Origin of the sequence: Stenotrophomonas sp. TWI587 (genome assembly GCF_039674145.1) — a bacterium.
GTDB lineage: Bacteria > Pseudomonadota > Gammaproteobacteria > Xanthomonadales > Xanthomonadaceae > Stenotrophomonas > Stenotrophomonas maltophilia_AY.
Genome location: NZ_JBDJMW010000003.1, coordinates 49,280 through 75,522 on the forward strand (window position 1 = coordinate 49,280; position 26,243 = coordinate 75,522).

Annotated in this window: 24 protein-coding genes; 13 read left to right on the top strand and 11 right to left on the bottom strand. The window is 62.8% G+C overall.

Features of this window, described 5'->3' with window-relative positions:
* Positions 1-2 precede the first annotated feature (2 nt).
* Together ABE464_RS05905 and rpoH are read left to right on the top strand one after the other, a co-directional pair.
* Positions 3-3,617, top strand: coding sequence for a TonB-dependent receptor (locus tag ABE464_RS05905; protein WP_346471170.1), 3,615 nt, complete (start codon positions 3-5; stop codon positions 3,615-3,617).
* Positions 3,618-4,024: 407 nt separating this feature from the next.
* The gene (gene rpoH, locus ABE464_RS05910; protein ID WP_019183519.1) at positions 4,025-4,900 is read left to right on the top strand and encodes an RNA polymerase sigma factor RpoH; all 876 of its coding nucleotides are present in this window, start codon (positions 4,025-4,027) and stop codon (positions 4,898-4,900) included.
* Between the two features lie 107 nt (positions 4,901-5,007).
* Here the strand turns inward: rpoH and purD are convergent, their stop codons facing one another.
* From purD to prmA, 7 genes are all read right to left on the bottom strand, one after another.
* The gene (gene purD, locus ABE464_RS05915; RefSeq protein ID WP_346471171.1) at positions 5,008-6,294 is read right to left on the bottom strand and encodes a phosphoribosylamine--glycine ligase; all 1,287 of its coding nucleotides are present in this window, start codon (positions 6,292-6,294) and stop codon (positions 5,008-5,010) included.
* Between the two features lie 93 nt (positions 6,295-6,387).
* On the bottom strand, positions 6,388-7,296 hold the full coding sequence (locus tag ABE464_RS05920) for a hypothetical protein (protein WP_346471172.1): 909 nt from the start codon (positions 7,294-7,296) through the stop codon (positions 6,388-6,390).
* A complete protein-coding gene (locus tag ABE464_RS05925; RefSeq protein WP_346471173.1) occupies positions 7,296-8,156 on the bottom strand; it encodes a hypothetical protein in 861 nt (286 codons plus the stop codon). The genes ABE464_RS05920 and ABE464_RS05925 overlap by 1 nt, the downstream gene beginning before the upstream one ends.
* A gap of 17 nt (positions 8,157-8,173) precedes the next feature.
* Positions 8,174-9,757 carry a bifunctional phosphoribosylaminoimidazolecarboxamide formyltransferase/IMP cyclohydrolase gene (purH, locus tag ABE464_RS05930; RefSeq protein WP_346471174.1) on the bottom strand — a complete coding sequence of 528 codons (1,584 nt, stop codon included), beginning with the start codon at positions 9,755-9,757 and terminating at the stop codon, positions 8,174-8,176.
* A gap of 172 nt (positions 9,758-9,929) precedes the next feature.
* On the bottom strand, positions 9,930-10,205 hold the full coding sequence (fis, locus tag ABE464_RS05935) for a DNA-binding transcriptional regulator Fis (protein WP_038685853.1): 276 nt from the start codon (positions 10,203-10,205) through the stop codon (positions 9,930-9,932).
* 114 nt (positions 10,206-10,319) lie between these two features.
* Complete coding sequence (locus ABE464_RS05940) at positions 10,320-11,207, bottom strand: DUF3426 domain-containing protein (protein WP_346471175.1); 888 nt, start codon at positions 11,205-11,207, stop codon at positions 10,320-10,322.
* A 30-nt stretch (positions 11,208-11,237) separates the two neighbouring features.
* On the bottom strand, positions 11,238-12,158 hold the full coding sequence (gene prmA / locus ABE464_RS05945; protein WP_346471176.1) for a 50S ribosomal protein L11 methyltransferase: 921 nt from the start codon (positions 12,156-12,158) through the stop codon (positions 11,238-11,240).
* A gap of 187 nt (positions 12,159-12,345) precedes the next feature.
* Here prmA and ABE464_RS05950 point away from each other — a divergent pair, with 187 nt between their 5' ends.
* From ABE464_RS05950 to ABE464_RS05960, 3 genes are read left to right on the top strand one after another with little or no spacing between them, the layout of a single operon-like run.
* Positions 12,346-13,308 (top strand): hypothetical protein, encoded by a 963-nt coding sequence (locus ABE464_RS05950; RefSeq protein ID WP_346471177.1) that lies wholly within the window; start codon positions 12,346-12,348, stop codon positions 13,306-13,308.
* Positions 13,305-13,676 carry a hypothetical protein gene (locus ABE464_RS05955; protein ID WP_346471178.1) on the top strand — a complete coding sequence of 124 codons (372 nt, stop codon included), beginning with the start codon at positions 13,305-13,307 and terminating at the stop codon, positions 13,674-13,676. The genes ABE464_RS05950 and ABE464_RS05955 overlap by 4 nt, the downstream gene beginning before the upstream one ends.
* A 19-nt stretch (positions 13,677-13,695) precedes the next feature.
* A complete protein-coding gene (locus ABE464_RS05960; protein ID WP_346471179.1) occupies positions 13,696-14,397 on the top strand; it encodes an alpha/beta hydrolase in 702 nt (233 codons plus the stop codon).
* 82 nt (positions 14,398-14,479) lie between these two features.
* Here the strand turns inward: ABE464_RS05960 and accC are convergent, their stop codons facing one another.
* The 4 genes from accC to aroQ are packed head-to-tail and all read right to left on the bottom strand — an operon-like array spanning position 14,480 to position 17,270.
* A complete protein-coding gene (accC, locus tag ABE464_RS05965; RefSeq protein ID WP_346471180.1) occupies positions 14,480-15,847 on the bottom strand; it encodes an acetyl-CoA carboxylase biotin carboxylase subunit in 1,368 nt (455 codons plus the stop codon).
* Positions 15,848-15,857: 10 nt separating this feature from the next.
* A complete protein-coding gene (accB, locus tag ABE464_RS05970) occupies positions 15,858-16,346 on the bottom strand; it encodes an acetyl-CoA carboxylase biotin carboxyl carrier protein (protein WP_121040377.1) in 489 nt (162 codons plus the stop codon).
* A gap of 52 nt (positions 16,347-16,398) precedes the next feature.
* A complete protein-coding gene (locus ABE464_RS05975; RefSeq protein WP_346471181.1) occupies positions 16,399-16,821 on the bottom strand; it encodes a lysozyme inhibitor LprI family protein in 423 nt (140 codons plus the stop codon).
* A complete protein-coding gene (aroQ, locus tag ABE464_RS05980) occupies positions 16,821-17,270 on the bottom strand; it encodes a type II 3-dehydroquinate dehydratase (RefSeq protein WP_346471182.1) in 450 nt (149 codons plus the stop codon). The genes ABE464_RS05975 and aroQ overlap by 1 nt, the downstream gene beginning before the upstream one ends.
* Positions 17,271-17,826: 556 nt before the next feature.
* On the opposite strand from aroQ, the gene ABE464_RS05985 reads away from it, so the two are divergent.
* From ABE464_RS05985 to ABE464_RS06020, 8 genes are all read left to right on the top strand, one after another.
* On the top strand, positions 17,827-18,672 hold the full coding sequence (locus tag ABE464_RS05985) for a hypothetical protein (protein ID WP_346471183.1): 846 nt from the start codon (positions 17,827-17,829) through the stop codon (positions 18,670-18,672).
* A gap of 57 nt (positions 18,673-18,729) precedes the next feature.
* Positions 18,730-19,191 carry a hypothetical protein gene (locus tag ABE464_RS05990; protein WP_346471184.1) on the top strand — a complete coding sequence of 154 codons (462 nt, stop codon included), beginning with the start codon at positions 18,730-18,732 and terminating at the stop codon, positions 19,189-19,191.
* Positions 19,192-19,897: 706 nt separating this feature from the next.
* Positions 19,898-20,539, top strand: a complete 642-nt coding sequence (locus tag ABE464_RS05995) for a dUTP diphosphatase (RefSeq protein ID WP_346471185.1) — start codon at positions 19,898-19,900, stop codon at positions 20,537-20,539.
* A 74-nt stretch (positions 20,540-20,613) separates the two neighbouring features.
* On the top strand, positions 20,614-21,438 hold the full coding sequence (locus tag ABE464_RS06000) for a hypothetical protein (RefSeq protein ID WP_346471186.1): 825 nt from the start codon (positions 20,614-20,616) through the stop codon (positions 21,436-21,438).
* The gene (locus ABE464_RS06005; protein ID WP_346471187.1) at positions 21,435-23,312 is read left to right on the top strand and encodes a hypothetical protein; all 1,878 of its coding nucleotides are present in this window, start codon (positions 21,435-21,437) and stop codon (positions 23,310-23,312) included. Before ABE464_RS06000 ends, ABE464_RS06005 begins: the two co-directional genes overlap by 4 nt.
* A gap of 334 nt (positions 23,313-23,646) precedes the next feature.
* Positions 23,647-24,273, top strand: coding sequence for a hypothetical protein (locus ABE464_RS06010; protein WP_346471188.1), 627 nt, complete (start codon positions 23,647-23,649; stop codon positions 24,271-24,273).
* Complete coding sequence (locus ABE464_RS06015) at positions 24,270-25,457, top strand: hypothetical protein (RefSeq protein WP_346471189.1); 1,188 nt, start codon at positions 24,270-24,272, stop codon at positions 25,455-25,457. Before ABE464_RS06010 ends, ABE464_RS06015 begins: the two co-directional genes overlap by 4 nt.
* 574 nt (positions 25,458-26,031) lie before the next feature.
* Positions 26,032-26,190: a hypothetical protein gene (locus tag ABE464_RS06020; protein WP_346471190.1), complete on the top strand. Its 159-nt coding sequence runs from the start codon at positions 26,032-26,034 to the stop codon at positions 26,188-26,190.
* Positions 26,191-26,243 lie beyond the last annotated feature (53 nt).

The following is a 26,243-nucleotide window of genomic DNA, read 5'->3' on the forward strand; positions in this document are numbered from 1 at the left end:
ACATGACCCTGATTCCGAGCCCGATCTCCCGTCGCCTCACCCTCGGCCTGGCCAGCGCGTTGCTGCTGGCGCTGCCGGCCGCTGCCCAGCAGGCCACATCGGCGCCGTCCCCCGCGCCGATCCGCTGCGAGGCCGACAGTTGTCGCAACGATGACGGCTTGCTGCTGCGCATCCGCGATGACGATGCGCCGGCGGTCACGCCTGATGTTGCTGCAGGCGGTGGCCAGTTCATGGCCGAGCTGCCCAACGGCGGCGTGGTGTGGGCCACCGAAGACCCGACCATGGTGCCGCCCAGCCTCAGTGTGCAGGCTGCCGCCACGGTGCCGTTCGAGAATGGCCGGGTGATCCGTCCGCTGCGCTTCCACAGCTACAACAACTACGCCTCGTTCATCCAGAAACTGGAGGTCACGCTGTATCGCGGCACCGATACCGATCTGGTCACCCCGCTGGCCCGCATCGAGCTGCCGGCCGACTACGTTGGCGATGCCGAATGGAATGGTGAGCTGCCGCCGCAGATCAAGCTGCGCACGGGCGATGACCTGATCTACGTCGCACGTGCGTACGGTGCCGGTGGCGCGTTCGATGAAACCCGCCTCCAGCGCATCCAGCTGGTCACCCCGGCCGATTTCGACCGTGGCCTGCAGCTCACCCGCGAGAACGTACAGAAGACGTTGGGCCAGGCGTTGGACGGCGACAGCGCGCAGGACCTGCAGCTCAGCAACAGCATCTACGGGCAGAGCATGCTCCGCCTGCAGAACATCCCCATCCACGGCTCGCGCGTGCGCCTGTATGGCCGAAATCTGGAACCCAACAGCCGCGTGCGCATCAACGGTCAGGACTTCCCGGTCGATCTGGAGCAGAAGTTCGCCGCCGAGTTCCTCGAGCCGGTGGGCGAGCATCGTTACGACGTCAGTGTCGAATCGCGCGATGCACCCTCCGCGCAGCGTCAGCTGGATGTGGATGTCACCGGCCGCTACCTGTTCCTGGTCGCCATCGCCGATGTCACCGTGTCCAAGAACAGCGCCAGCGGCAATCTGCAGCCGCTCGCTGCCGATGACCGTGACGACGACAGCTTCCTCAGCGAAGGCCGGCTGGCGTTCTATCTGAAGGGCAAGCTGCGCGGCAAGTACCTGGTGACCGCACAGGCCGATACCCAGGACCGTGAGCTGAAGTATCTGTTCCGGGATTTCACCCAGGCCGACGCCCAGGACGTGTTCCGTCGTCTCGATCCGGACCTGTACTACCCGGTGTACGGCGATGACTCCACCACTTACCGCGACGTGGATACCCAGGGCCGGCTGTATCTGCGCGTGGACTGGGATCAGAGCCAGGCGGTATGGGGCAACTACGCCACCGGTATCACCGGCACCGAGTACGGCCAGTACGTGCGCTCGCTGTACGGCGGCGCGTTGAACTGGCGCTCGCTGGAGGCCACGCCGCTCGGTGAGGCGCGTTCGCAGGTGAAGGTGTTCGGCTCCGAGGCGCAGTCCGCCCCGGGCCACAGCGAATTCCTCGGCACCGGCGGCAGCCTGTACTACCTGCGCCATACCGACGTGTTGCCCGGTTCGGAGCAGGTGGTACTGGAAGTGCGCGATCGCACCACCGGCCGCACTGAAACGCGCGCCACGCTGCAGGAAGGCGTGGACTACGAGATCGACAATCTTCAGGGCCGGCTGATCCTGACCCGTCCGCTGGCGCAGCTGACCCGCGAGAATGTCCGCAGCATCACCCGCGACATGCCGCTCGATGGCTACGACCAGTTGCTGCTGGTGGACTACGAATACGTGCCGCTGGGTTTCAGCAGCGATGACGTGACCTACGGTGCGCGCGGCCGGCAGTGGATCGGCGACCACGTGGCGATCGGCGGCACCTGGATCGACGAAAACCGCAGCGGCGAGAACTACAACCTCAAGGGCGCCGACCTCACCCTGCAGGCCGGGCGTGGCACTTATCTGAAGATGGAGCAGACCCGCACGGAAGCCACCGCCGCCCCGGTGTTCTATTCGGACAACGGCGGCCTGAGCTTCATCCGCCGCAACCCGTACGAAGGCCGGCGTTCGGGCACTGCCAGCGCCGTGGAAGCGCGCGCCAACCTGCGTGAGCTGGGCTGGACCACGCAGGACTGGAGCCTGGGTGCATGGTGGCGCGATGTGGATGCCGGCTTCTCGGTCGCGCGCCAGGACACCGGCCTGCCGATCCAGGAATACGGTGCGGAGTTTCTTGGCTATCTCAACGATGATTTCAGTCTGTACGGTCGACACACCCGTACCGAACAGGGCGAACTGGCGCTGGAGCAGAGCCAGCTGACCGCCGAGTGGCGGCTTGGCAACGACGGCCAGTTGACCGGTGAACTGCGCCGCGTGCGCGAGGAACAGGCACTGCAGAGCGTGGATGCGCTGCTCGCCGCGATCGGGTACCGCCAGCGTTTTGGATCGTCCTGGGAGCTGTACGGCACCGGCCAGGTCACGCTGGACGATGACGGCGGCGCCTACGAGAAGAACGACCTGCTGACCCTCGGCGCGCGGTATCTGTTCGGCGACCGCAGCAGCGTGGGTGCGGAAGTCAGTGGTGGCAGCCGTGGCCATGGCGCCAAGGTCGATGGCGAGTACCGCATGGCACCGGATCACAGCCTGTATGGCAGTTACAGCTACAGCACCGACCGCACCGGCACCGATCCGTTGTTCGATACCGGCCTGCAGAGTGGCTGGACACTGGGCCAGCGCTGGCGGCTGAGCAACCAGGTCAACGTGTACAACGAGAGCCAGTATCTGAAGGATCGCCGCCAGGACAGCGCCGGCATCGTGCATACCTTCGGCATGGATTTCTATCCCGCGCAGGGCTGGAACCTCGGCTTCACGATCATGGACGGCGAGCTGGATTCCACCCTCGGCCGCGTCGACCGCCGGGCCTACAGCGTCAGTGGCGGGCGCACCGATGCGGTGGCGCAGTGGAACAGCAAGCTGGAGTACCGCCGCGACAGCGGTGCCGAGCAGCGCGAGCAGTGGGTGACCACCAACCGCCTGCTGTACAAGCTCAACGAAGACTGGCGGTTTGCGTTGCGCGCCAACTACGCCGACACCGAAGACCGCATCGACCGCCTGGCCGACGCCAAGCTGGTGGAGACCAACATGGGCTTCGCCTGGCGCCCGCACGACAACACGCGCTGGGCCGGTTTCGGCAAGTTCACCTATCTCTACGACGTGGCCTCGCTCGGGCAGGAGGGCGGCAACCTGTACGACCAGCGCTCGCAGATCCTTTCGCTCGAAGGAATCCGGCAGCTCGGCGCGCGCTGGGAAGTGGCCGGCAAGCTGGCCTCGCGCTGGGGGGATTACCGCACCGGCCGCGGTGAGGGGGCCTGGTTGGACAGCCGTGCCGACTTCGCTGCCTTGCAGTTGCGCTATCGCCTGTTCGGCGAGTGGGAGGGCTTGGCCGAGCACCGCTGGTTGAAGGTGCGCGACGGGGGCGTGCGCAAGGGCTGGCTGGTGGGCGTGGACCGCCGGGTGGGGGAGAACTTCAAGGTTGGGGTGGGCTACAACTTCACCGAGTTCAGCGATGACATGACCGAGCTGAAGTACGACCAGAAGGGGTTCTTCCTGAATATGGCCGGGTATTACTAGGCTTCGGTGGTTCGGGCCTGGCACGCATGGCGTGGAATGGGCTCCGGTGAGTTCGGGCTGCCACGCATGGCGTGGCACTACCGGGGATTGCGGTATTGGCGCTGGGCTTCGGTGGGTGGAGGGCGCAGGGGGTAGCCAAGCCATGCCTGGCTGAACTGCCGACAACCTTTCCGGGCTGAATGGGCGCTTCTGGGCAGCCTGTTCAGCCAGAAAACACGCGCCAGCGCCCAATTCATCCATCTATCCTATTGATTTAATGGGAGTTGACGGTTTGTTTCCAGCCTCTCGCCACTGTCATCATTTCGCGGTACGTTAGGGGTGTCTTCGGTGCCAGCGTCCCATGAACAGAACGCTGGAACTTCTTTCCCCTTTAGCAGTCCAATTCCGGGACTGCTAAGATGAGTGCTATGAGCCAGAACACCTCTACTGCCCTTGTGGCAAACAATCTCCCGATTCCCAGTGCGCTCGGTTCGCTGGACGCCTACATCGGTGCCGTGCACCAGATCCCGGTGCTGTCGGTCGATGACGAGCAGGACCTGGCCCGCCGCTTCCGCGACGAGCTGGATCTGGACGCCGCGCGCGAGCTGGTCCATTCCCACCTGCGCTTCGTGGTGCACGTCGCCCGCGGCTACAACGGCTACGGCCTGGCGCTGGGCGACCTGATCCAGGAAGGCAACATCGGCCTGATGAAGGCGGTGAAGCGCTTCGACCCGGACATGGGCGTTCGCCTGGTGTCGTTCGCGGTGCATTGGATCCGTGCGGAAATGCACGAGTTCATCCTAAAGAACTGGCGCATCGTCAAGGTCGCCACGACCAAGGCGCAGCGCAAGCTGTTCTTCAACCTGCGCAAGTCCAAGACCCGCCTGGGCTGGATGAACGCGGCCGAAGTCAGCGCGGTGGCCAAGGACCTGAACGTGTCCGAGCGTGAAGTGCTCGAGATGGAGTCGCGCCTTTCCGGTCGCGATATCGGTTTCGATCTCTCCAGCGATGACGATGACGATCATGCGCCGCCGTCGCCGGCTGCCTACCTGCGGGCCAACGAAGAAGATCCTTCGATGGCCTATGAGCGGATGGACAGCGAAGACAATCAGCTGCAGTTGCTGCGCGAAGGCATGGCCGAACTGGATGCGCGTTCGCGCGACATCATCCGCCGTCGCTGGTTGGATGCGGACAGCAAGGTGACGCTGCAGGAGCTGGCCGATGAGTACGGCGTCTCTGCAGAGCGCATCCGCCAGGTCGAGGCGAACGCGCTGAAGAAGATGAAGGCGCTGTTTACTGCGTAATGCGGTGAGTAGCGTGATTGCGCAAAAAGGCCCGGCTGATGCCGGGCCTTTTTGCGTTCTGGCGCTCAGAGCAGCGCTTTGATGGGGCGTGGCCCCACCGTGCCAGGTCAGCCCTGCTCGCGCGCAATCGCCCGCCAGCCGATATCGCGGCGGTGGAACTCATGGGCCCAGTGGATCGCACCGACGCCGGCGTAAGCGTTGCGCTGTGCTTCGCCCACCGTGCCACCCAACGCCGCCACGCACAGCACGCGGCCACCGGCGCTGAGCACCTGGCCCTGCGCGTCGAGCGTGGTGCCGGCATGGAACACCTTGGCCGTCGCGGCGACCGCCTCCAAGCCATGGATCACATCGCCGGTGATCGGCGTCTCCGGATACGGTGAGGCCGCCATCACCACGCCCAGCGACGGGCGCGGATCCCACTGGGCGTCCACCGTGTCCAGGCGCTCGTCGATCGCCGCTTCGACCAGATCCACCAGATCCGACTGCAGGCGCAGCATCACCGGCTGGGTTTCCGGGTCGCCAAAGCGCACGTTGAACTCGATCACCTTCGGCGCGCCGCTGGCATCGATCATCAGGCCAGCATAGAGGAAGCCGGTGAACGGAATGCCGTCGGCGATCATGCCCTGCACGGTCGGGTTGACCACCTCGCGCATCACGCGCGCATGCACGTCGTCGGTCACCACCGGGGCCGGCGAATACGCGCCCATGCCGCCGGTGTTCGGGCCGGTGTCACCGTCGCCGACGCGCTTGTGGTCCTGCGACGTCGCCATTGGCAGTGCCGTCTTACCGTCCACCATCGAGATGAAGCTGGCTTCTTCGCCGTCCAGGAATTCTTCGATCACCACGCGTGCGCCGGCGTCGCCGAAGGCATTGCCGGAGAGCATGTCGCGCACCGCATCCTCGGCCTCGGTGAGGGTCATCGCCACGATCACGCCCTTGCCGGCGGCCAGGCCATCGGCCTTGACCACGATCGGGGCGCCCTTGTCGCGCAGGTAGGCCAGCGCCGGCTCGACCTCGGTGTGCACTGCGTAGAACGCGGTCGGAATGTTGTGGCGAGCCAGGAAGTCCTTCGCATACGCCTTGCTGCCTTCCAGCTGCGCGGCGGCGGCGGTGGGTCCGAAGATGCGGTGCCCGGCGGCGCGGAAGCGGTCGACCACACCGGCCACCAGCGGCACTTCCGGGCCGACCACGGTCAGGCCGATGCCTTCGCTGCCGACCAGCGCCAGCAGGCCGTCCAGGTCGGTGACCTTGACGTCCACATTGCGGCACTTGGGCTCGGTGGCGGTGCCTGCATTGCCGGGGGCGACGATGACCTCGCGGACCTTCGCGGACTGGGCCAGCTTCCAGGCCAGGGCGTGTTCACGGCCGCCAGCGCCGATGACCAGGATCTTCAATGCAGTTCTCGCGTAAGAGGGCAGGAACGTGATTTTACGCGGTGCGGGCGGCGGGCGCATTCGGGCGGTCGGTTGCGTTGGCAACCCACGGCCTCAACTGTCGGCGCAGCCGTCGCGCTGGAGGTCGTCCGGTACCGGATACGCGCGCTGCCGGGCATCGAAGATGAGGTGGTAGTACTCGGTCGCCGGGCCGTTGCAGTCGTGGCCGCTGGCACGCACCGTCAGCGGCCAGTAGCCATCGACGGCATTGCTGTCGCCCACGGCCGTGCTGAAGTCGACCGCGAACACGCCCTCGCCGCAGTCGGCCGGATTGCCGTCACAGCCGTGCAGGGCGAGATTGTCGAGGTGGTCGCGGTACTGGGCGACATCGCGCAGGCGATCGTTGTGGAGGGCGACGTAACTGCGCCAGATGCGCCGATGGCCCCGCCGGTGCTCCTCATGGGTGATGTGGAAGGCATGGCGTTGCGGGCCGAGCTGCGCGATCTGGACCGTGCCGGGTGCGCCGCGGCGGCCGTAGGGGCGCTGCAGGCGTTGGGCGATGACCACTAGCGGGTCATTGGCCAGCTGCTGGGCAAGTGCGCCGCCGTGACTCGCCTCATCATCATCCTTGCCCAGGCGCAGCACATACAGGTCGACCCGCCCGGGTTCGACAGTGGCGGCGTCATCCAGGGTCTGGCACACCGCCAGCAGCGTCTGCTCGTGCCCCTCGGTAGTGACGGTGTCACGCGCGCACACGCGGCGGGTGACCGGACGCAGCGCCTCCACCTCGGTGTCCTCCCAGTCCTCCTTCCATGGCGCATCGAGCAGGGCGGCGTCGCCGTAGCGCTTGCGCAGAAAGGCCAGCAGACGCTGGTTGGCATCGCCCCGGACGTAGATCATGTCCTCCACCAGCACCGTGGTTCTGAGCACACGGTGCGGCTTGCCTGGTCCGGACGCCGCGGGGGGGCGATCACAGCCGGCCAGCAGTGCCAGCACCACACCTGCCAGTGCCCACGAACGCATCACTCGCACCCTTCGCGCTGAAGCGCCTCGGGGAACGCATACGTCCACGTCTTCGGGTCCAGCGTGAACCGATGTTCGCGCCGCACCGGCTGCCCGCCACAGCCCAGGCCGGTCTCTTCAATCACCAGCGGCCACTGCCGTGCCGCCGGATCACGGCTGTCGAAGCGCAGCGTGAAATCGAGGTTGAACAGCCGCGACTGGCAATCCGGTTCGGCATCGGCATCGTCGCAGTCGTAGGCCGCGTTGTTGTCGATATGGCTGCGCAAACCACCGGCCTCCACCAGCCCATTCGGGCCAGGCAGCACCAGCGTCTGCGTGATCAGCGAATAGCCCTGGCCGAACCAGCCATGCTCGATGCGGAAACCGTAGAAGTCACTGCCGGCGCGGAGAATCTGCACCGTGCCGGGCTCACCCTGGCTGCCGAAGTTCTGCCCGGTCAGCTCGGCGGCCACGACGAAGCGGTCCGCCCCGGGGCGCAGCACGAAGAAGTCGATCGCGCCCGGGTCCGGGTGGGCATTCTCGAGGGGGGAGCCGCAGACAGCCAACAGCTGCTGCCAACTGTCGACGGTCACCACCGGTTGCTCGGCACACACATGCCAATCGGTGAGGCGGGTGTCGCCGTCCTGGGTCCAGCTGCCACGCCATGTTCCTGAAAGCCTGGCGGCCTTGCCGTAGCGCTCGGTCAGGAAGGCCTGCAGGCGCTCCGTGCGGCTGACGCGGGCGAGCAGGGCCGCGTTCGCTGCGGCCGCATCGGGGACTGCCGGCGGCGGTGCCGGTTCACTGGCCGGCGTGCAGCCAGCCAACCCTGCCGCGGTGGCGATCACCACCGCGACGAGGGCAGTGCGGTGCCGTGGAGACATCCGTGTCGATCCAGGCATCAGTGGCGGAAGTGACGCACGCCGGTGAACACCATCGCCAGACCATGCTCGTCGGCGGCGGCGATCACTTCGTTGTCGCGCATCGAGCCACCCGGCTGGATCACCGCCTTGATGCCGGCCGCAGCGGCGGCGTCGATGCCGTCGCGGAACGGGAAGAACGCATCGGAGGCCATCACCGAGCCGTCCACCACCAGGTTCGCATCGGCGGCCTTGATGCCCGCGATGCGCGCCGAGTAGACGCGGCTCATCTGGCCGGCACCCACACCGATGGTGCGGTTGTCCTTGGCGTAGACGATGGCGTTGGATTTGACGAACTTGGCGACCTTCCAGGCGAACAGCAGATCGGCAAACTGCTTGTCGGTGGGGGCCAGCTTGCTCACCACGGTCAGCTCGTCGCGGCTCATGCCACGGTTGTCGGCGCTCTGCATCAGCAGGCCAGAACCAATCCGCTTGGTGTCGTAGTTGTTGAGGCCCTGCCCGTGTGGAATGCGCAGCACGCGCACATTGGCCTTCTTGGTCGCGTATTCCAGCGCGGCCGGCTCGTAGTCCGGGGCGATCAACACTTCCACGAACTGGCGGTCCAGGATCACCTTGGCGGTGGCGGCATCCAGCGGCTGGTTGAAGGCGATGATGCCGCCGAAGGCGCTGGTCGGGTCGGTCGCGTAGGCCAGCTCGTAGGCATCACCGTTACCGGCGCCCACGGCCACGCCGCACGGGTTGGCGTGCTTGACGATCACGCAGGCCGGTACGTCGAACTGCCGCACGCATTCCCATGCGGCATCCGCGTCGGCCAGGTTGTTGTAGCTCAGTTCCTTGCCCTGCAGCTGCTGGAACGTGGCCAGCGTGCCCGGCACCGGGTACAGGTCGCGATAGAACGCGCCGCTCTGGTGCGGGTTCTCGCCGTAGCGCAGGTCCATCACCTTCACGAAGTTCGAATTCATCTGCGCCGGGAACTCCGCACGCACCGGCACGGCGGTGTCGGTGGTGGTCACCGCAGAAAGGTAGTTGCTGATCGCCGCGTCGTACTGGGCCACGCGGTTGAACGCGGCCACCGAGAAGGCGAAGCGCTTGGCGGCCGAGAGCTTGCCGTCGTTGGCGTCCAGTTCGGCCAGCAGCTCGGCGTACTGCGACGGGTCGGTCGCCACGGCCACGCGGGCGAAGTTCTTCGCCGCCGAACGCAGCATCGCCGGGCCACCGATGTCGATGTTCTCCACGGCGTCTTCAAGCGCGCAGTCCGCCTTGGCGGTGACCGACTCGAACGGGTACAGGTTCAGCACCAGCAGATCGATCGCGCCAATGCCGTGTTCGGCCATGACCGCGTCATCCAGCCCGGCGCGGCCGAGCAGGCCGCCGTGCACCATCGGGTGCAGGGTTTTGACGCGGCCATCCATCATTTCCGGGAAGCCGGTGACATCGGCGACGTCCTTCACTGCCAGGCCGGCCTCGCGGATCGCCTTGGCGGTACCACCGGTGGAGAGCAGCTCCACGTTGCGCGCGGCGAGGGCGCGGGCCAGGTCGATCAGACCGGTTTTGTCGGAAACGGACAGCAGGGCCCGGCGCACGGGCAGCAGATCGGAACTCATGGGGGCAGGAGATCGAAGCGGAGCGGGGCCATATTGTAGGCCAGTGACGCGGGCATGGCCCCTTCGGCGTCGATCGCGACGATGCGCAGATCCCAGAAACGACGAAGGCCGGTATCGAGGGCTGCTCGATCCGGCCTTGTTCCGCAGGGCGCGACGCAGGCGCCCGCCGGCATCAGGTCGCGATGCCGTATTCCTTCAGCTTCTTGCGCAGGGTCGCGCGGTGGATGCCCAGCATCGCCGCGGCGCGGCTCTGGTTGCCTTCGCAGTGGTTGAGCACTTCCACGAACAGCGGAATCTCCATCTCGCGCAGCACGATCTCGTAGACATCGTCCGCATCGCAGCCGTCCAGGTCCCGCAGGTAGCGCCGGACCGACTGGGCCACGTGTTCACGCAGGGGTGGCTTGGGCGCGCCACGACTGTTGTCAGGACGAGAGAGGACAGCGTTCAAGGAGTTTCCCGGTGCAAGAGCCGGGGCGGACAACAGCCCACGGCGGAATGGTGATGGGGCCAGTCTAGCGCGTGCGTCGGCCGCCTGCCACGCTCCGGCCGCGCCGAAGACGCCTCAGAGGAACTCAAAGGTGAATGCGACGGTAGACGCCGCAGGCTCGCGCACGCGGAACGCAATCTGTGCGCTCTGGCCGGGTTCCAGCGTGGCTGCCGGGTCTGTTGTGCGGTCCAGATAGTCGGCCGGCGCGAACACATTGGTGCCGATCACGCGGCCATCGGCATCGGACAGCGACAGCCGCAGTGACGGCCACGCCTGGGCCCAGCGGGCATCGTTGCGGATGCTCGCCTGCACCTGCAGCGCGCCGGCCTGGCCCGGAACGGGGCGCACATCGCGGCTGAGCATGCTGAAGGCCGCCGGCTCACGCCAGGCCGGCACTGAACAGCGCAGCACGCTGCACAGTCCGGCGATCCACGGGCGCGTACCGGCATCGCCGGCGAGCCGGGCGCGGTCGGCCACGGCGATCTGGACCAGCAGCACGGCGGCCAGTCCGGCGACCATCCCCCATTGCCAGCGCGGTGTGCGCAGGCGCGCACCGGGCAGGCGCAGGAAACTTGGTGTGGTGATGGCTTCCGCTGGCGGCAGGGCCGCGGTAGCGCTGCCGCGCGCGTCCTCAGTGAGGGCGGCCGCATCTTCCGTGGGCGCTGTCGTGTCAGCAGGCGACGTGGCCGCTGACCCGGCGTCGGCAACCGGCGTGCGTTCGGATGGAGGTGGCAGGTCGAGTTCGAACGCCGGTGCCGGGCGCTGCGGCGTGTGCACCGGCTGTGCATCGATCACCTGTTCCACCGCCAACGGCGCGATGCCATCGTCCACGGGCGAGGTCGGCAACGCCGACGCCTCGTCGTGGGACAGCGAAGACGACTCAGCCGGATCGGCCGGCGCCTCCGGCGACGGACGCAGGAACGTGGCGATCGGGCGTCGCGGCGACATCGGAGGCTCGGACATGGGCACGGGACCGGGCAGGAGACAGACTATTCAAGCACGGCGGACGCCGGTGATGCGCATCCAGTCACCATCCTGCGCCACGGCCAACTGCTCGAACGCGGGGGCATAACGCTCCAGCAGCTCGCCTTCCTGGCCATGCAGGATGCCCGATAGCGCGATGCGGCCGCCCGGTGCCACGCGTGCGGCCAGCACATCGGCCAGTGCATCCAGCGCGGAGGCCAGAATGTTCGCCACCACGACCGGATAGGTTGCCTGCGGCTCATCGTCCGGCAGGTAGACCTGCACGCGGTCCTGCAGGCCATTGCGCTCGGCGTTGTCGCCGGTGGCGATCACCGCCTGCGGGTCGTTGTCCACGCCGACCGCACGGGCAGCGCCCAGCTTCAGCGCCGCCAGGGCCAGGATGCCCGAGCCGCAGCCGAAATCGAGCACGGTGTTGCCGGCCAGTGCGCCTTCGGTGGCCAGGCCGTCCAGCCAGCGCAGGCACAGCGCGGTGGTCGGGTGGGTGCCGGAGCCGAACGCCAGGCCCGGGTCCAGGCGGACCACGGCGGCATCCTGTGCCTGTGCAGCCTCTGGCAGCTCATGGTTCCACGGCACGATCCAGGTGCGGTCACCGAAGGCCATCGGCTGGAACTGGTCGATCCAGGCACGTTCCCAGTCTTCATCGGCCACGGCGCGGAAGCTGGCATTGGCCCAGTCCAGGCCCGGGTCGAAAGCGTCCAACGCGGCCAGCAGGGCCAGCGCGTTGGTGTCGCCCGGGAACAGCGCGGTCAGCACCAGATCGTTCCACAGCGGGGTCTCGCCCACGCCCGGCTCCAGGATCGCGCGCTCGTTGCTGGTGTCGGCATCGGCATCGAGCAGGGTCACCGCCAGCGCGCCCACGTCGTCCAGCGCATTCTCATAGCGCGGCTGGGTGGCTTCGGTGCAGTGCAGGGTGAGTTCCAGGAAGGGCATGGGGGCAGGGACCGGCGGAAAACCGTGCATGTTAGACCAGTGCGGGCCGATGGTCCCGGCAGCGCGGCACCGGTGGCGTCTCGCTGGCCGGTAAGATCGGCCGGACAGCCGGTTCAGACACCGCTGCGGCCGCTTGCTAAACTTGGATTTCTGCTGTCCATCACCGACAGCCTGTGAACCTTCGCCCATGGCGCTCGTGCCGACCCTGAAAACCTGGTTGCTGGTCGTACCGGCCCTGGCGTTGCTGGGGGTGGTGGGCTACCGCGCGGGCGATCGGGTATTGCATGCCGATCAGGCTGCTGCGCACATGGATGAGCTGCCGGCCGGCAATGCGCCGACGGCGGTCCCGGCCGAAGCGCGGCAACTGGCCCGCCGGCTGCTCGGCAGCGAGCGCGGCGCCGCTGTGGCGTCGGGCCTGCCGCTGGACCTGCGCGCCGATATCGAAGGCGATACCGATCTGTTCGCCTATGCACAGCGCCTGCAGCTGCAGGCCGCCAACGGCAACGCCGAGGCCGGGTGGATGGTCAGCCGCGTCTACGACTATTGCGCCATGTACGCGATGGACCCGGGCGGCTACCAGCTCGACAACACGCTGCTGACCGGGCTGGGCATGAATGCGTCGGCACCGATGGTCGCTGCGCGCGAACGCGTCTCGCGCCGTTGCGCGGGCTTTGTCAGCAGCGACAACCTGGGCCGGCCGTTGATCCTGGCGCAGCGGCTGGAATCGGCCAAGGCCGGCAACCTCGCCGCCGAGGCTTCGCTGTTTGCGGAAGGTCATCCGCTGGAAACCGCGCCTGCCTATCGTCGCGGGCTGGTCGAGCGGGTGATGGACTCGCGGGATCCGGAAGCCTTCATGGCGCTGGCACCGGGCATGGGCCAGCGCGCCAGTGGTGACAACGCGATGAGTGGCCTGGTGGCTGGCGATCAGTTCAGTGAACTGGCGTGGCGGCTGGCAGCGTGCGAGCTGGGCATGGCCTGCGGGCCGGACAGCGTGCTGATGAACAATTTCTGCGCGAACGGAGGGATCTGTTCGCAGGACGGTGGGCAGGACTTTGCCACTTTTGTGTATGACGCTGCGGTATCGCGGCAAGGTGCGGGGAAAATGAACGTGTTGGTCGAAGAGCTGGTCAAGCAGAGGAATGGGCGATGAATTACCGTCGAATTCTGCACGGTGCCAAATTCTGGTTCTGGGTGGCGTTGTTCGTGGCGTACTCGGCCGGAGCGGTGGGTCTGGTGATGATCGACACCTATGACGATCGTTACCGAAGCCTGTCCAAAGTGCAGCTGACCTCGGTCAAGGCCGATGCCGAAGTGCGTCGTGCCGGTGCCAGCCAGGTCGCTGCGGTGTACCGCGCGCAGAGTGGCATGCCGTTCGCGTCCTTGCCCAGCGGCAGCACCTTCCAGGTGGTGTGGCCGGATGGCTCCACCGAAACGATGGTGATCATGGATCCGACCTCGTCGCTGGGCGTGGAGCCGGTGAAGAACTCGCAGGTCACTGCGGCTGATACCGCCAAGTGACCTTCCGGCAGGGGCGGCCATGTCCGACCTGCCTGTGCTGATCGTGCTGCCGGGCATGGATGCCACCGGCACGCTGCATGACGGTTTCATCGACGCGATGGCGGCGAGGGGTATGGCGACGTCCGTCATTGCCTATCCGCACGACCGTCCGTTGGATTACCGCCAACTGCTTCCCTTCGTGCAGGCCGCGCTGCCGCGCGATGTGCCGTTCGTCCTGTTGGGGGAGTCGTTCTCCGGCCCGCTGGCGTTGGCGGTGGCGGCCCGCGCACCCGGCGGCCTGCAAGGGCTGATCCTCACCACCACGTTTGCCCGCGCGCACTGGCCGGTAGGGCGCGTGCTGCGTCCGCTGCTGCGCTGGCTCCCGATGCGGGGCATGCCGTCGCCGGCGTTGTCCTGGTGGTTGCTCGGCCGTTGGGCGACGCCGGCGATGCGCGATGCGTTGCAGAAGGCGCTGGCCCAGGTGGACGTGACGGTCTTGCGGGCGCGCCTGCGTGCCGTGCTGGAGGTGGACATGCGTGCGTCCGCGCCCGATGTCGCGGTACCGGTGCTGTGTCTGCACGCCTCGGATGACCGCTTGCTGCCTGCGCGCGCGCAGCGCGAGTGGTCAGCACTGCTGCCGCGCGCGCAGCAGCACACCGTGGCCGGCCCGCACCTGCTGTTGCAGGCCAACCCGCAGGCTGCAGCCGACGTCATCCAGCGGTTCGTCGGCAGGCTGGGCTAGCGCGGCAGCACGCCGCAGGCAAACAAAAAGGCGGGGAGATCCCCGCCTTTCTGCTGTCCGGCATACCGCTTAGAGCAAGCGATCAGGTCAACGCGATCGACTTGTTCTTGCGTTCGGCCAAGCGCTTTTCCAGGTAGTGGATGTTCTGCCCACCGGCCTGGAAGCCCTTGTCGCGCATGATGCGCTGCTGCAGCGCGACGTTGGTCTTGATGCCGTCCACGACCAGTTCGCTCAGTGCAACGCGCATACGCGCAATGGCGGTTTCGCGGTCCGGGCCGTGCACGATCAGCTTGCCGATCATCGAGTCATAGTTCGGCGGCACGCGGTAACCACTGTAGATGTGGGTATCCACACGCACACCGGGGCCACCCGGCGGATGGAACGCGGTGATCTGGCCCGGGCTCGGTACGAAGGTTTCCGCGTCTTCGGCGTTGATGCGGCACTCGATCGCATGACCGGTCAGCACCACGTCGCTCTGCTTGATCGACAGCTTCTGGCCGGCGGCGATACGCAGCTGCTCGCAGACCAGGTCGATGCCGGTCACCATCTCCGTCACCGGATGCTCCACCTGCACGCGGGTGTTCATTTCGATGAAGTAGAAACGGCCGCCTTCGAACAGGAACTCGAAGGTACCCGCGCCGCGGTAGCCGATGCGGATGCAGGCTTCCACGCAGACCTTGCCGATCTCGTCGCGCAGCTCGGCGGTGATGCCCGGCGCCGGCGCTTCTTCCACCACTTTCTGGTGGCGGCGCTGCATGGAGCAGTCACGTTCACCGAGGTGGATGGCATTGCCCTGGCCGTCGGCGAGGACCTGGATTTCCACGTGGCGCGGATTTTCCAGGAACTTCTCCATGTAGACCTGATCGTTGCTGAAAGCGGCCTTGGCTTCGGACTTGGTGGTCTCGATCGCCGCCTTCAACGAGGCTTCGGCATGCACCACGCGCATGCCGCGGCCGCCACCGCCACCGGAGGCCTTGATGATGACCGGGTAGCCGATCTCACGGGCGATCTTGGTGTTGGCCACGATGTCGTCGGTCAGCGGGCCGCCCGAGCCGGGCACGCACGGCACGCCGGCGGCCTTCATCGCGCGGATCGCTTCCACCTTGTCGCCCATCAGGCGGATGGTGTCGGCCTTGGGACCGATGAAGATGAAGCCGGATTCTTCCACGCGCTCGGCAAAGTCGGCGTTCTCCGACAGGAAACCGTAGCCCGGATGGATGGCCTGGGCGTCGGTGACTTCCGCCGCGGCGATCAGGGCCGGGATGTTGAGGTAGCTCTCCGAGGACGGTGCCGGACCGATGCAGACCGACTCGTCGGCCATGGCCACGTGCTTGAGGTTGCGGTCGACCGTGGAATGCACAGCCACCGTGCGGATGCCAAGGGTATGGCACGCGCGCAGGATGCGCAGCGCGATCTCCCCTCGGTTGGCAATAACGACTTTGTCGAGCATGGACTAATCCTTAGCCGATCACGAACAGCGGCTGGTCGAATTCGACCGGCTGGCCGTTTTCGCCCAGGATGGCGACGATGGTGCCGGAAACATCGGCTTCGATCGGGTTGAACATCTTCATCGCTTCGATGATCGCCAGCGTTTCACCGGCCTTGACGGCCTGGCCGACCGACACGAAGGCCGGCTTGTCCGGCGAGGACGACGAATAGAAGGTGCCGACCATCGGCGCGCGCAGCACGTGGCCATCCGGCAGGGCGTTGCCGGCCTTGGCGGTGCCACCGGTGGAGGCTTCGGTCGGCGACTGCATCGGCATCGCCGGGGCAGCGGCCTGGGCCGGTGCGGGGGCCATCATCATCTGCGGCTGGGCCTGGACCATGCCGTAGCCGGAGACGGGCGCGCGCGACAGACGCACGGACTCTTCGCCTTCCTTGATTTCGATTTCGGCGAGGTTCGACTCTTCCAGCAGGTCGATCAGTTTCTTGATTTTGCGGAGATCCATAGGGGCCTCTTTGGCTCGTGGTGTCAGTGGTGGGAAGCGCGGCGCGCTCGGGTCAAAGCAATTCGTAGAAATCGCGCAGCTGCCGCGTACGGTCGCGCGCGAGGGTGGTCAGGCAGTGCATCTGCGCGCCATTGCGCGAGGTGCCATCGGCGTTGAAGGCGTAGACCGCGTCGCAATCGTGGTCGCGCAGCTGCATCCACGCGCGCTGGGCCAGGATCAGCTGCTTTTCGGCATCGGCGCAGTGCGTGCAGGCGCCTTCGGCCGCTTGGCTGCGCAACTGCTGGCGCGCCTGGGCATACACCGCGTTCAATTCGGTATCGGCCGCGCTGGCCACATCCGAGGCGCACAGGTCCGATTCCATGGTGCCGCTCGGCTGCGCGCAGTCGATGCCTTCCGCGCTGCGATCAGCGGCGATGGCGGCGCCGCACAGCCAGCCCCACAGCGCGACGCTGGCGAGGACACGCGGCAGCGTCATCACGCGGAGGTGGCCGCCAGCCGGGTCAGCGCCGCATCCATCGCATAGCGATAGCTGTCCGCCCCGAACCCACAGATGACCCCGACCGCCTTGTCGCTGAAATAGCTGTGCTGGCGGAACGGCTCGCGCGCATGCGGGTTGGACAGGTGAATCTCGATGAACGGCACGTCCACCGCGGCCAGCGCATCGCGCAGGGCCACCGAAGTGTGGGTGAACGCGGCCGGGTTGATCAGGATGAAGGCGGTGCCGTCGTCACGCGCCGCCTGGACGCGGTCCACCAGCACATGTTCGGCGTTGGACTGCAGGCTCTCCACAGCATGGCCGGTGGCCTGCGCCTGGGCAAGCAGCGCCTGGTCGATCTGCGCCAGCGTGGTGTGCCCATAGACCCCCGGCTCGCGCGTGCCGAGCAGGTTGAGGTTGGGGCCATGCAGGACCAGCAGTTTCGCCATGGGTGCCGAACAACAGGAAAGGGCGGAGTCTGGCGGAACTGGTGGATCGTGTCCAGTTCGACGAAGTTACGCGTGTTTCAAGCGGATGTTTGAAAATTGTGTGGGACCGTTGCGGCAGTGGGGTATCGGCCGGTGTGTGCGGCTCAGCATAGTTAGTGGGAATTTCCACCAACTATGACGCGCGCTCACCATAGTTGGTGGAGATAGGGCTGCTAGTGGCCGACGGCGCACGTCACGGCCCCAGAGAACGTTACCAGTAGTGCTGGCGTCCGCTCTTGACCCTAAGCGAACAGCCAGGGGGAGAGGCTCGTTGGTCGAAGAAGGGCGTGTTCAGAGCGCGCATGGGACGCACCTACGAGGGTCAAGCGAAGGAACGCCCCTAGTCTGGGTCCCTGTGGATCCCGTTATAGGTCGGCTTGTTAGCCGGACCGAGCGGCCCTAAGATCGAGTCGTATCAAGAGAATAGCCCGCCATATGGTGCGCTGTGGGTAAGTCGTATGAACGGCCCCTTGGATCCGGCTATTAGGTCATTAGGCGGCACACAGTGGAGTCCAAGTTGAATCTACACCCTGAAAAGCTGCTGAAGGCAGCAGCTGACGAGGTCTATGAGACTGATCAGACCATTGGGAAGTTGCAGACTCTCAGCTTTAAGCTGAATCGAGATAACGACTATTTCGATGAAGAGCACGAAATGACAGGGCACGAACTCGAGTGGAGACTTGAGCGTTCTTATATCTGTCTATCTCTTCTGATAGAGCAACTAGGGCTCACAGAATTCCTAAAGCAGTTCGAAACTGGATTCAAAAGATTCGAAGGAAAGTTACAAGAAGTGGAGATGGTTCCCTACGTCGGCGACTTTTACAGCGAAGCACACTCTTATATTAGGAAGTACCTGTTCTCATTGTCAGCGCTTTTTGGTGCAAACCTCGAGGAGCAGCAACAAAAAGAGCAAATGGCAACTCTTGAAGGAATTCTCATTAATACGCCCAAGATCATATTTGATCGGGGTGTTGAACCGAAGAATGAAGCTGAAGTTCGAAAGAGCGTCTTTGACCTATTGATTCATGTATTTCCGGATACCGTCCGAGAAGCTTCAATTGTTCAGAATACCAAGACCTACAAGCCAGATATTGGCGTCAAATCTCTTTCAACGGCCATCGAATACAAATTCGCGGAATCTCAGGCAGAGGTGAAAAAGGCTGTCGGTGGCCTGTATGAAGACATGCGAGGATACGCGGGTAGCAAAGATTGGACGCGCTTCTATGCAGTCATTTACATGACCGACGCGTTCTTCACGCAGCAGCAGATCATGTCTGAGTTCAAGCACACATCGGCAGACGACAATTGGAAGCCCCTGCTCGTCATCGGAAAAGGCGCGAGGACAAAACGCGGTGACGCCTAACAATTCATTCATGCCGACGCCGCTTCATGGCACGGCTTAATCCAGAGGTTAGCACCCATGACAATCCGCGGCGCTATTCGTAACCTTGTGTTTACGAAAGATGAACAGGATGCTTTAGCATTTCATGCGGCGTACGTAAATCCGGAAAGATTCTTCTTCAAGATGAGCAAAGAACGTTGGGATCCTCGAGATCTGTCCCCCACTCTTTTGGGGGACAAGACTGCTCAGGACATCTATTGGGGCCTTTCCACCAAATACGGATGGGTACAGAACATAACGATCGCTGCGCAAGGTGGAACGGCCACAATAGGACACTTTGGAATTGCCAAAGATTATCTGCGCATGGGCTTGGCTACCCGACTCATTCATAGTGTTGGTCGCCAACTAAAACTCAGCAATAAAGTTTCTGTTCTACAGTTCCAGGACAACAGCCCTGCTTACACTGCATTCTTCACGTCACTTGGAGCTAGCCAGTCATCACCACCTAGTGGCAATAGCTACTCGTGGGCCATTCCATGAGTGCTAACAATCGATTCAAGCCGACCTTGCTTCACAAGCGCTAAGTTCAGGCGTTGAACGGCCGCTTCTGGCCGATAGCATACACGTAGTGCGGATGGTGGCTGTCTATTGCATCCCGGGCGATTCAGGCGGAGCATGGCACTGCCCAGGGGGGGGGGGGGGCGACAACCTACATCCTTCGTCGAAGCAATCGGGTGAGCATTCCGAGTCCAGCGCCAGCGTTTGGCGTCGATGCGGGTAGTGCGAGTCCACTTGGCGAAGATTATGGCCGAATCTCGCTCATCAAGCGCCGAGGATGGATGGGTACCGGGGTTGCCACCGCCGGAAGCAGCGACTTGTGGCTTGGAGCGCCCCCTCTGCAGTCGTGACCCTCCTGCGTCCGAGAGCCCGCATCATCAGTTAAGGGAGAGGCCGCCCCTAGCTTCAGGGAGAGGCGTGGCCCCCCGCTCAGAGGGTCAGCATTGGGGAGCTGAAGCCCAGCCACCTGGTCGCCGCTCTGCCCAAAGCGAGCATTGCGCAAGGCCGGGGCGACCTGCAGGAAAGCTAATTCGGCGCCAGTGGAGGTGGTCGGTAATGGATTGGCATCCACTGCCTGTGCTCCTTGCGTCCGGGTGCCTTAAGATGGATGCTTCCGCCCACATACGCAAAGCACATGCTCATGGACATGTCCAGCACGACTGATCGTTCCGTAGCCGCATCTCGGCTCATGACGATGCTTAAGCTTCAGGACGATATCAACTCAAAGATCAATCCGGCGTGGGTTACGGCGCAGAACGCTTGGTACCGTGCTATCTGGACGGAGTGCGCGGAGATGATGGATCACGTTGGTTGGAAGTGGTGGAAGAAAAAGGAACCAGCTCTTGGACAGGTTCACTTGGAGCTCGTCGACATCTTCCATTTTGGGCTCAGCGAGCTAATCGTCGCCGCTGGCTCTATCGATGACGCCTGGCATGCCAGCCATGCTGCCTATCAACGCATTGAGGCTGCGCCGCAAGGTAGTAAGGCCGAGCCGGGGCAGGTGCTTAAACTCGTTGAGGATTTTGCCTCTTCAACATTGACTACGAAATCTTTCGCATTGGACTCTTTCGCGGAGCTGTGTGCAGCCGTCGGCCTAGTTGGTGACCAGCTGTACAGAACATACATTGGCAAAAATGTCCTGAATGCTTTTCGGCAAGATCACGGATACAAGGACGGAGGCTACCTGAAGCTGTGGGGTGGGAGAGAGGATAATGAGTGGCTCGCGGAGATCGAGTTAACGATAGATTCTACCTCGGAAACCTTTCCTCAGGAGCTGTATGGCGCCCTGGAGCAAGCGTATCGGGCACACAGTGGCGTACAAGCCAGGTGAACGAAGAGCTCTGGAAATACTTCGTCAGGGTTCGTCTCTGGCCGAGGCAGACGAGGTTTGACCCGAGGGGTTGGATGTCCAACTTCCGGGAGTCGGAAAGGCCGTTCGCCTCTCGCTTACTGGCTGGAGTCACGTTCTTCTCGAATGAACTAGTGATTGCGATGTTTCGAGCGGTCTTCAAGAACCTGTCGCAATCAGTTCTTCGAAGTCGATCAAACTACTTGGCTGCTGTGAACGAGTGGGCATCATTCGTAGACTCCGTCATTATCGTTCGAGTCGCGAGTCAGGCGTCAAGCGAGGCGGATAGCGGCTATATCTTCACGCGACTTGCACGGGATGTGATTGGAATTCCTGAAGAGCGGCTGATGTCGCCGCACGCTGCACTTGAGTGCATTCATCGCGAGCCTCAACAAAATATCGTTTTCGTAGACGATTTCGTCGGAACAGGTGAGCAGTTTGTCGATATGTGGAAGCAAATTCATGAGCTTTCCGATGCTTTTGTATCGTTCGAATCACTCGCTCTCACTTCTGGTGCTGGACGCGTCGGCTTCTACTACATCCCCCTGGTCTGTGCGGAAAGAGGCCGTATCTATATTGCCGAGAACTGCCCGCAGGTAAAGCTTCTTCCGGCTCACGTGCTGATGCCGTCCTACAGCGCCTTAGCGACCGATTCCGTCATTTGGCGGGATGATATGGCGATCACTGGCCCACGGTTCATTGAGGATGTGAGCGCACGCGCGGGTTTACGAGATCTAGACGGCGATTCCGGATGTTGGCGCGGTTACCGGAAGCTTGGCTTGACTCTAGCGTTCGAACATGGCGTCCCTGACGCGACTCTCCCTATTTTTACTGTGGCCAACGACCATTGGAAGCCGCTCATTAGATCAGCGTCATTATGAACGAACGAGACGAGACTGTTACAAAAATCAGCAGCGTTCTTGGCCTGTACAAGGCTGAGTGGCTAAACGCAGATCTCTTCAAGCTCTTCACCGAGCCCGGCTATTTTTCTGAGCTAAAGACGCCCAGGCCCTGCGTGCTCATCGGTGGTCGAGGCACCGGCAAGACAACTGTACTACGTGGGCTGTCCTACCAGGGGCAGTTCGCCTTTGGTGAGAGCAAGAAGGAAGCCATCAAAAGCTGGCCGTTCTTCGGGCTTTACATTCGCGTCAACACCAATCGAGTCACCGCATTTCGTGGTCCAGAGTTAAGCATGGAGCGCTGGCAAGCTTATTTTGCCCACTACATGAACCTTCTCTTCTGCTCTCAGATGCTTGAATTCGTAAGTTGGTACGAGTTGCACACCGGGGAAGGCGTTGTCGTCTCCGAGCACGCACTGAAGCTGTTTAGGGCAACTTTGAACCTTCCAGATTTGGGCGGGCTGGCAAAGCTGTCGAATCAGATCCAGATTGCGTTCGTTGACTTCGAGGCATCCATCAATACAGTGGCGGATATGTCCGCGCCGTCATTGTCAATGCAGGGGGCCCCCCTAGATGCGTTGGCAAAAGCGCTTCTCTCCAGCCCGCAGCTTGCAGGCAAACAATTTTTCTTCCTCATCGACGAGTTCGAAAACTTCGAGGACTACCAGCAACGAGTTCTCAACACAATCATCAAGCACGCCACTTCCGACTATACGTTCAAGGTTGGTGTCCGTGAGCTAGGCTGGCGGGAACGCTCTACGTTGAACTCTAACGAGCAACTAACGTCGCCAGCTGACTATGCACGCATTTCAATCTCAGAAGTGCTCGATAGCTCGCGCTTCAAAACTTTCGCTGAGAAAGTCCTGCTGGCGCGCCTTGGAGGGAACGTTTCAGGTGGCGTCGAGTTGCTTCCGCCGGCTGAGATGTTCCCTGGCTACTCCAGCCTTGACGAGGCCGACCAACTTTTGGACGGAGCTGAGAAGAGCAGACTGCAACTCCTGCTAAAAGCAAGGCTGTCTTCTGAGACGCTCGAGGCGGCCCTCGCTTTGCCACCAGGTATTCATTACTTTCTCGAATATACTGCCAAGGCACGACAGGAGCCTATAGAAGAGCTGGTTCGGCTCTGGCTTGCTAATGACGCTACACTCAAGAACAACTTCAACAACCACTTCCATGCCTCGCTCTATGCCATTCGCACAGGCAAGCGAGGAATAAGGAAGTACTATTGCGGCTGGGACGAGTTCCTGGCGCTCTGCGAAGGCAACATTCGCTACCTGCTGGAGTTGGTGCATGCTGCTTTCAGAGGGCATATCGAGTCCGGCGGCCTGCCTGAACAGCCGATTTCTCAGAAGCTGCAAACGGAGGCTGCCCAGGCGGTGGGCCGTAAGAACCTTTCAGAACTCGAGGGGTTGAGTGTGGATGGCGCCCGATTGACAAAGCTTCTGCTGAGCCTGGGGCGTGTGTTCCAAGTGCTGGCGGAGTCCCCGGCGGGTCATACGCCTGAAGCCAACCAGTTCCACCTTCGGGAGGAGGCTGCGGCAGATGGCGTAGACGACAAGGCCAGCGAGCTTTTGAAGCAGGCGGTCATGCACTTGGCGCTCGTTCGCTTCTCCGGCAGCAAGCCACTTGACGAGCGCGATACTCGTGCTTACGACTACATGATTCATCCTATATTCGCGCCATTCTTTGTCTTCAGTCACCGCAAAAAGAGAAAGATTCAACTTACTAGTACGCAACTTCTGAGTCTGATCGACAGGCCGCGAGACGCAATCAAAGAAACGCTTGAAAAGAACAATCGAACGGAGTTGGAAGCGCTGCCTGACCAACTTCGGTTGTTCGGTGACTACTATGCCTGACATCAGACTTGAGCCGGTTCTGACGGAGACGCACGATTCGGCGGAGCTCTTTCGGCCTGCTTCGGGCAGCACTTACATCTATGGTCTCAGTCACGAGGACCGTAGTGGACACATCTCCGCCTGGCGTGATCTGACTACTGACGTGAATTGCATTGAGATATCGCAAGAGAGTCAGGCGTCATTCCGTGCGTCAGGGATTGAGGTGGAGCTCTTCCTGCGAAGCACTCGAGGGCTGTCGAGGCTCTTTGAGGGGTGCGCTCAGGGCGAACGAATATATGTCGACATCACCGGGCTCACCCATCCAGTGTGGGCAGCCATCCTGCGTGCAGCGCTTATGGCTAGATTCGACGTGCTGGCGGTGTATGTGGAGCCTAGCCAGTATGCGCGTAGCTTGGCGCCCGTTGATGGGCAGATCTACGATCTAAGTATGCGCATAGCAGGCATTGCGCCGATACCGGGGTTTACTTGGATTTCTACGAGTCCGAGTGATTTCGTATTTGTGCCTTTGCTTGGCTTCGAGGGTACTCGACTTCGGCACGTCATTGAGCAGGTGCAGCCAAGTGCAGGTAGGGTCGTGCCAGTCATCGGGGTGCCAGGGTTTAAGCCATGGTATGTCTTTGAAACTTATGCGGGAAACCGGGCAGCGCTCGAGGAGGAAGATGCCTGGGAAGCTGCCGAGTACGTTCCGGCAAACTGCCCGTTTAGTTGCTACTACATGCTGCAGCAGATTGCGCAGCGGAATCCTTTGGTAGTTCTGAAAGTTGCCATGATTGGTACCAAACCCCATGCGCTTGGTGCTGTTCTGTTTGCCATCACCAACCCTCAGAAGATCGAACTTATCTACGATCATCCGATTCGTAAGCCGGGCCGCACAGGAGGCGCCGATCGGTTGTACGTTCATCATATCAGCGCGATCGCAGCCGGCGTTAGTCCGCCTCAGCCAACTCAGATTTCGGCATGATTGATCAATTTTATACGCCTCCTGAACTCGCTAAGTCATTGGTGGGATGTCTGCCGGTTTCATTTCGTCCGAAGGTAATTGCCGATTTCGCCGCGGGAGAGGGGAGCCTGTTGTGTGCCGGCTCGATCCTGTGGCCTGGCGCCCAAGCGCTGGCCAACGACCTCTCGCCTGCCACCGCCCGATGGCTAAAGGTTGCGTACCCAGAATGGGTAGTCGCCAATGCCGATTTTCTGCACGACCGGTCTGTTCGCTCCTCATCGCTCAAGGGGTGGATAGGGCGTGTAGATTTGGTGCTGCTGAATCCTCCGTTTTCCCAGCGAAAGCGCGCTCCGTTGACGGTCGAGTATCGAGGCGAAATGTTCGGCGTTAGTTTGGCCATGGCGTTCGTGGTACGTAGCCTCGCCTTCGCACATCGAGGCACCTACGTCCTCGCCGTCCTGCCGGATGGGTGCCTTGTAAGTAAGCGCGACGAGCAAATATGGGCTCGTCTTAGGCAGGATTTTTATATTGAAGTACTAAGGGATAACTCGAATTCAATATTCGGCGGAGTTCGGGCACGAACTTCTATTGTGAGGTTTTCCCGGATTCAGCAATCGGCTCGTCAGACTCCTTCACTTGGAGACCGCAGCTTTGAATTGGATACATCGTATGAGGTGAGGCGGGGGCGGTTGCAGATGCACTCCATAATGCCTTCAGAGGCGCGCAGCGCAGTGCCGCTGGTGCACACTTGCCATCTGATAGATGGCCGAGTGGTGAAGTCTGGCGTGAAGGTTCTTGCCAAGAGGCAGGTGTGTGGACCGGCCATCCTGCTGCCCCGGGTAGGCCGTGTAACGCCGGATAAGATTTGTGTGCTGGAGGCAGGCGAGACCGTGGCGGTCTCCGATTGTATTATTTCGATAGAGCAGCTCCCTCTTAGAGAATTGCTTGAGTTCCGCCAAGATATTCTTGGAAACTGGGCAATCCTGGCTGGGTCGTACCGAGGAACGGGCGCACCGCACATAACTTTGGAGCGAGCATGTTCGGCCCTCGGTCGGATACGTGTGCTGGGCGCTCGCGCCAGGAATCTTAGGTCTTTGATGACGAATCTAAGGGCTGTCTCTCCTGTGTCTGATCATAAAAGCACTCTAGAGCGTGGCTTGACCTATCCGGCAAAGATTTTCGGAGAGCACGAAGTGCTCGATTGATACTCGTCAATTTGAGGTCGCCGCATCTAGCAGGAGCTTACCCGCGCAGCCCGACGCTCATGGGCGGGCCCTTCCCCATATCCCCACAGCATCAATTCGCCATCCCTGATGCCGTCGGCAACCAGCGAGAAGGGCAGCATCGCAGCACCGATGTCTACCTGTGCGGCATCGTTGCAGCTGTGTAAATCTGTGTGCTGAACCGCCCGGCGATGCTACGGCTGCCCCGAGCAGAACCTGCGCCAGTTCACGCCGGCTTGGATGGCCGGCGACATGCGGCAGACGGCCGAGCGCCTCATCAGTGATGGCATGCTGCCGGGCGCTGGTGACGTGGAGCGGGTGATCCCGCTTCTCGGACGGCCGATGCGTACCTATCGCGCGTTTGCGGAGCATATGTCAGTCAGCTAAGGGCCGAACCCCCGTAAGTTGCTGAATCATTACCGCTTGTCGCCTTCAGCCTTCGCCTTCTAGGCGGCGATAGGGTCCGCGCCAATATGCGCACCCACTGTCCCCAGCGTGACAACCAGGAGTTGACAAGTGCTAAGTGCCCGAGTGGAGCCGGCACGCACTGGAGGTCATGCGCGAGCCGATTGAATCCGGTGTTGCCGACGTCAGCCGCGCTGCACTTGCCGAACGGTTTTTGCGCGGTCTCAGCTTCTTGCGGTACACAGGAACCCGTTCTAGGAGCGCCTTTTCCATGCGTAAAGCTTGCCTAGCTCCACGGCTAGTAGCGTAACCTTTCTTCCCATTGACTTAGTGGACCAGAACCCAGGCTAGAGGCTGGCTTGG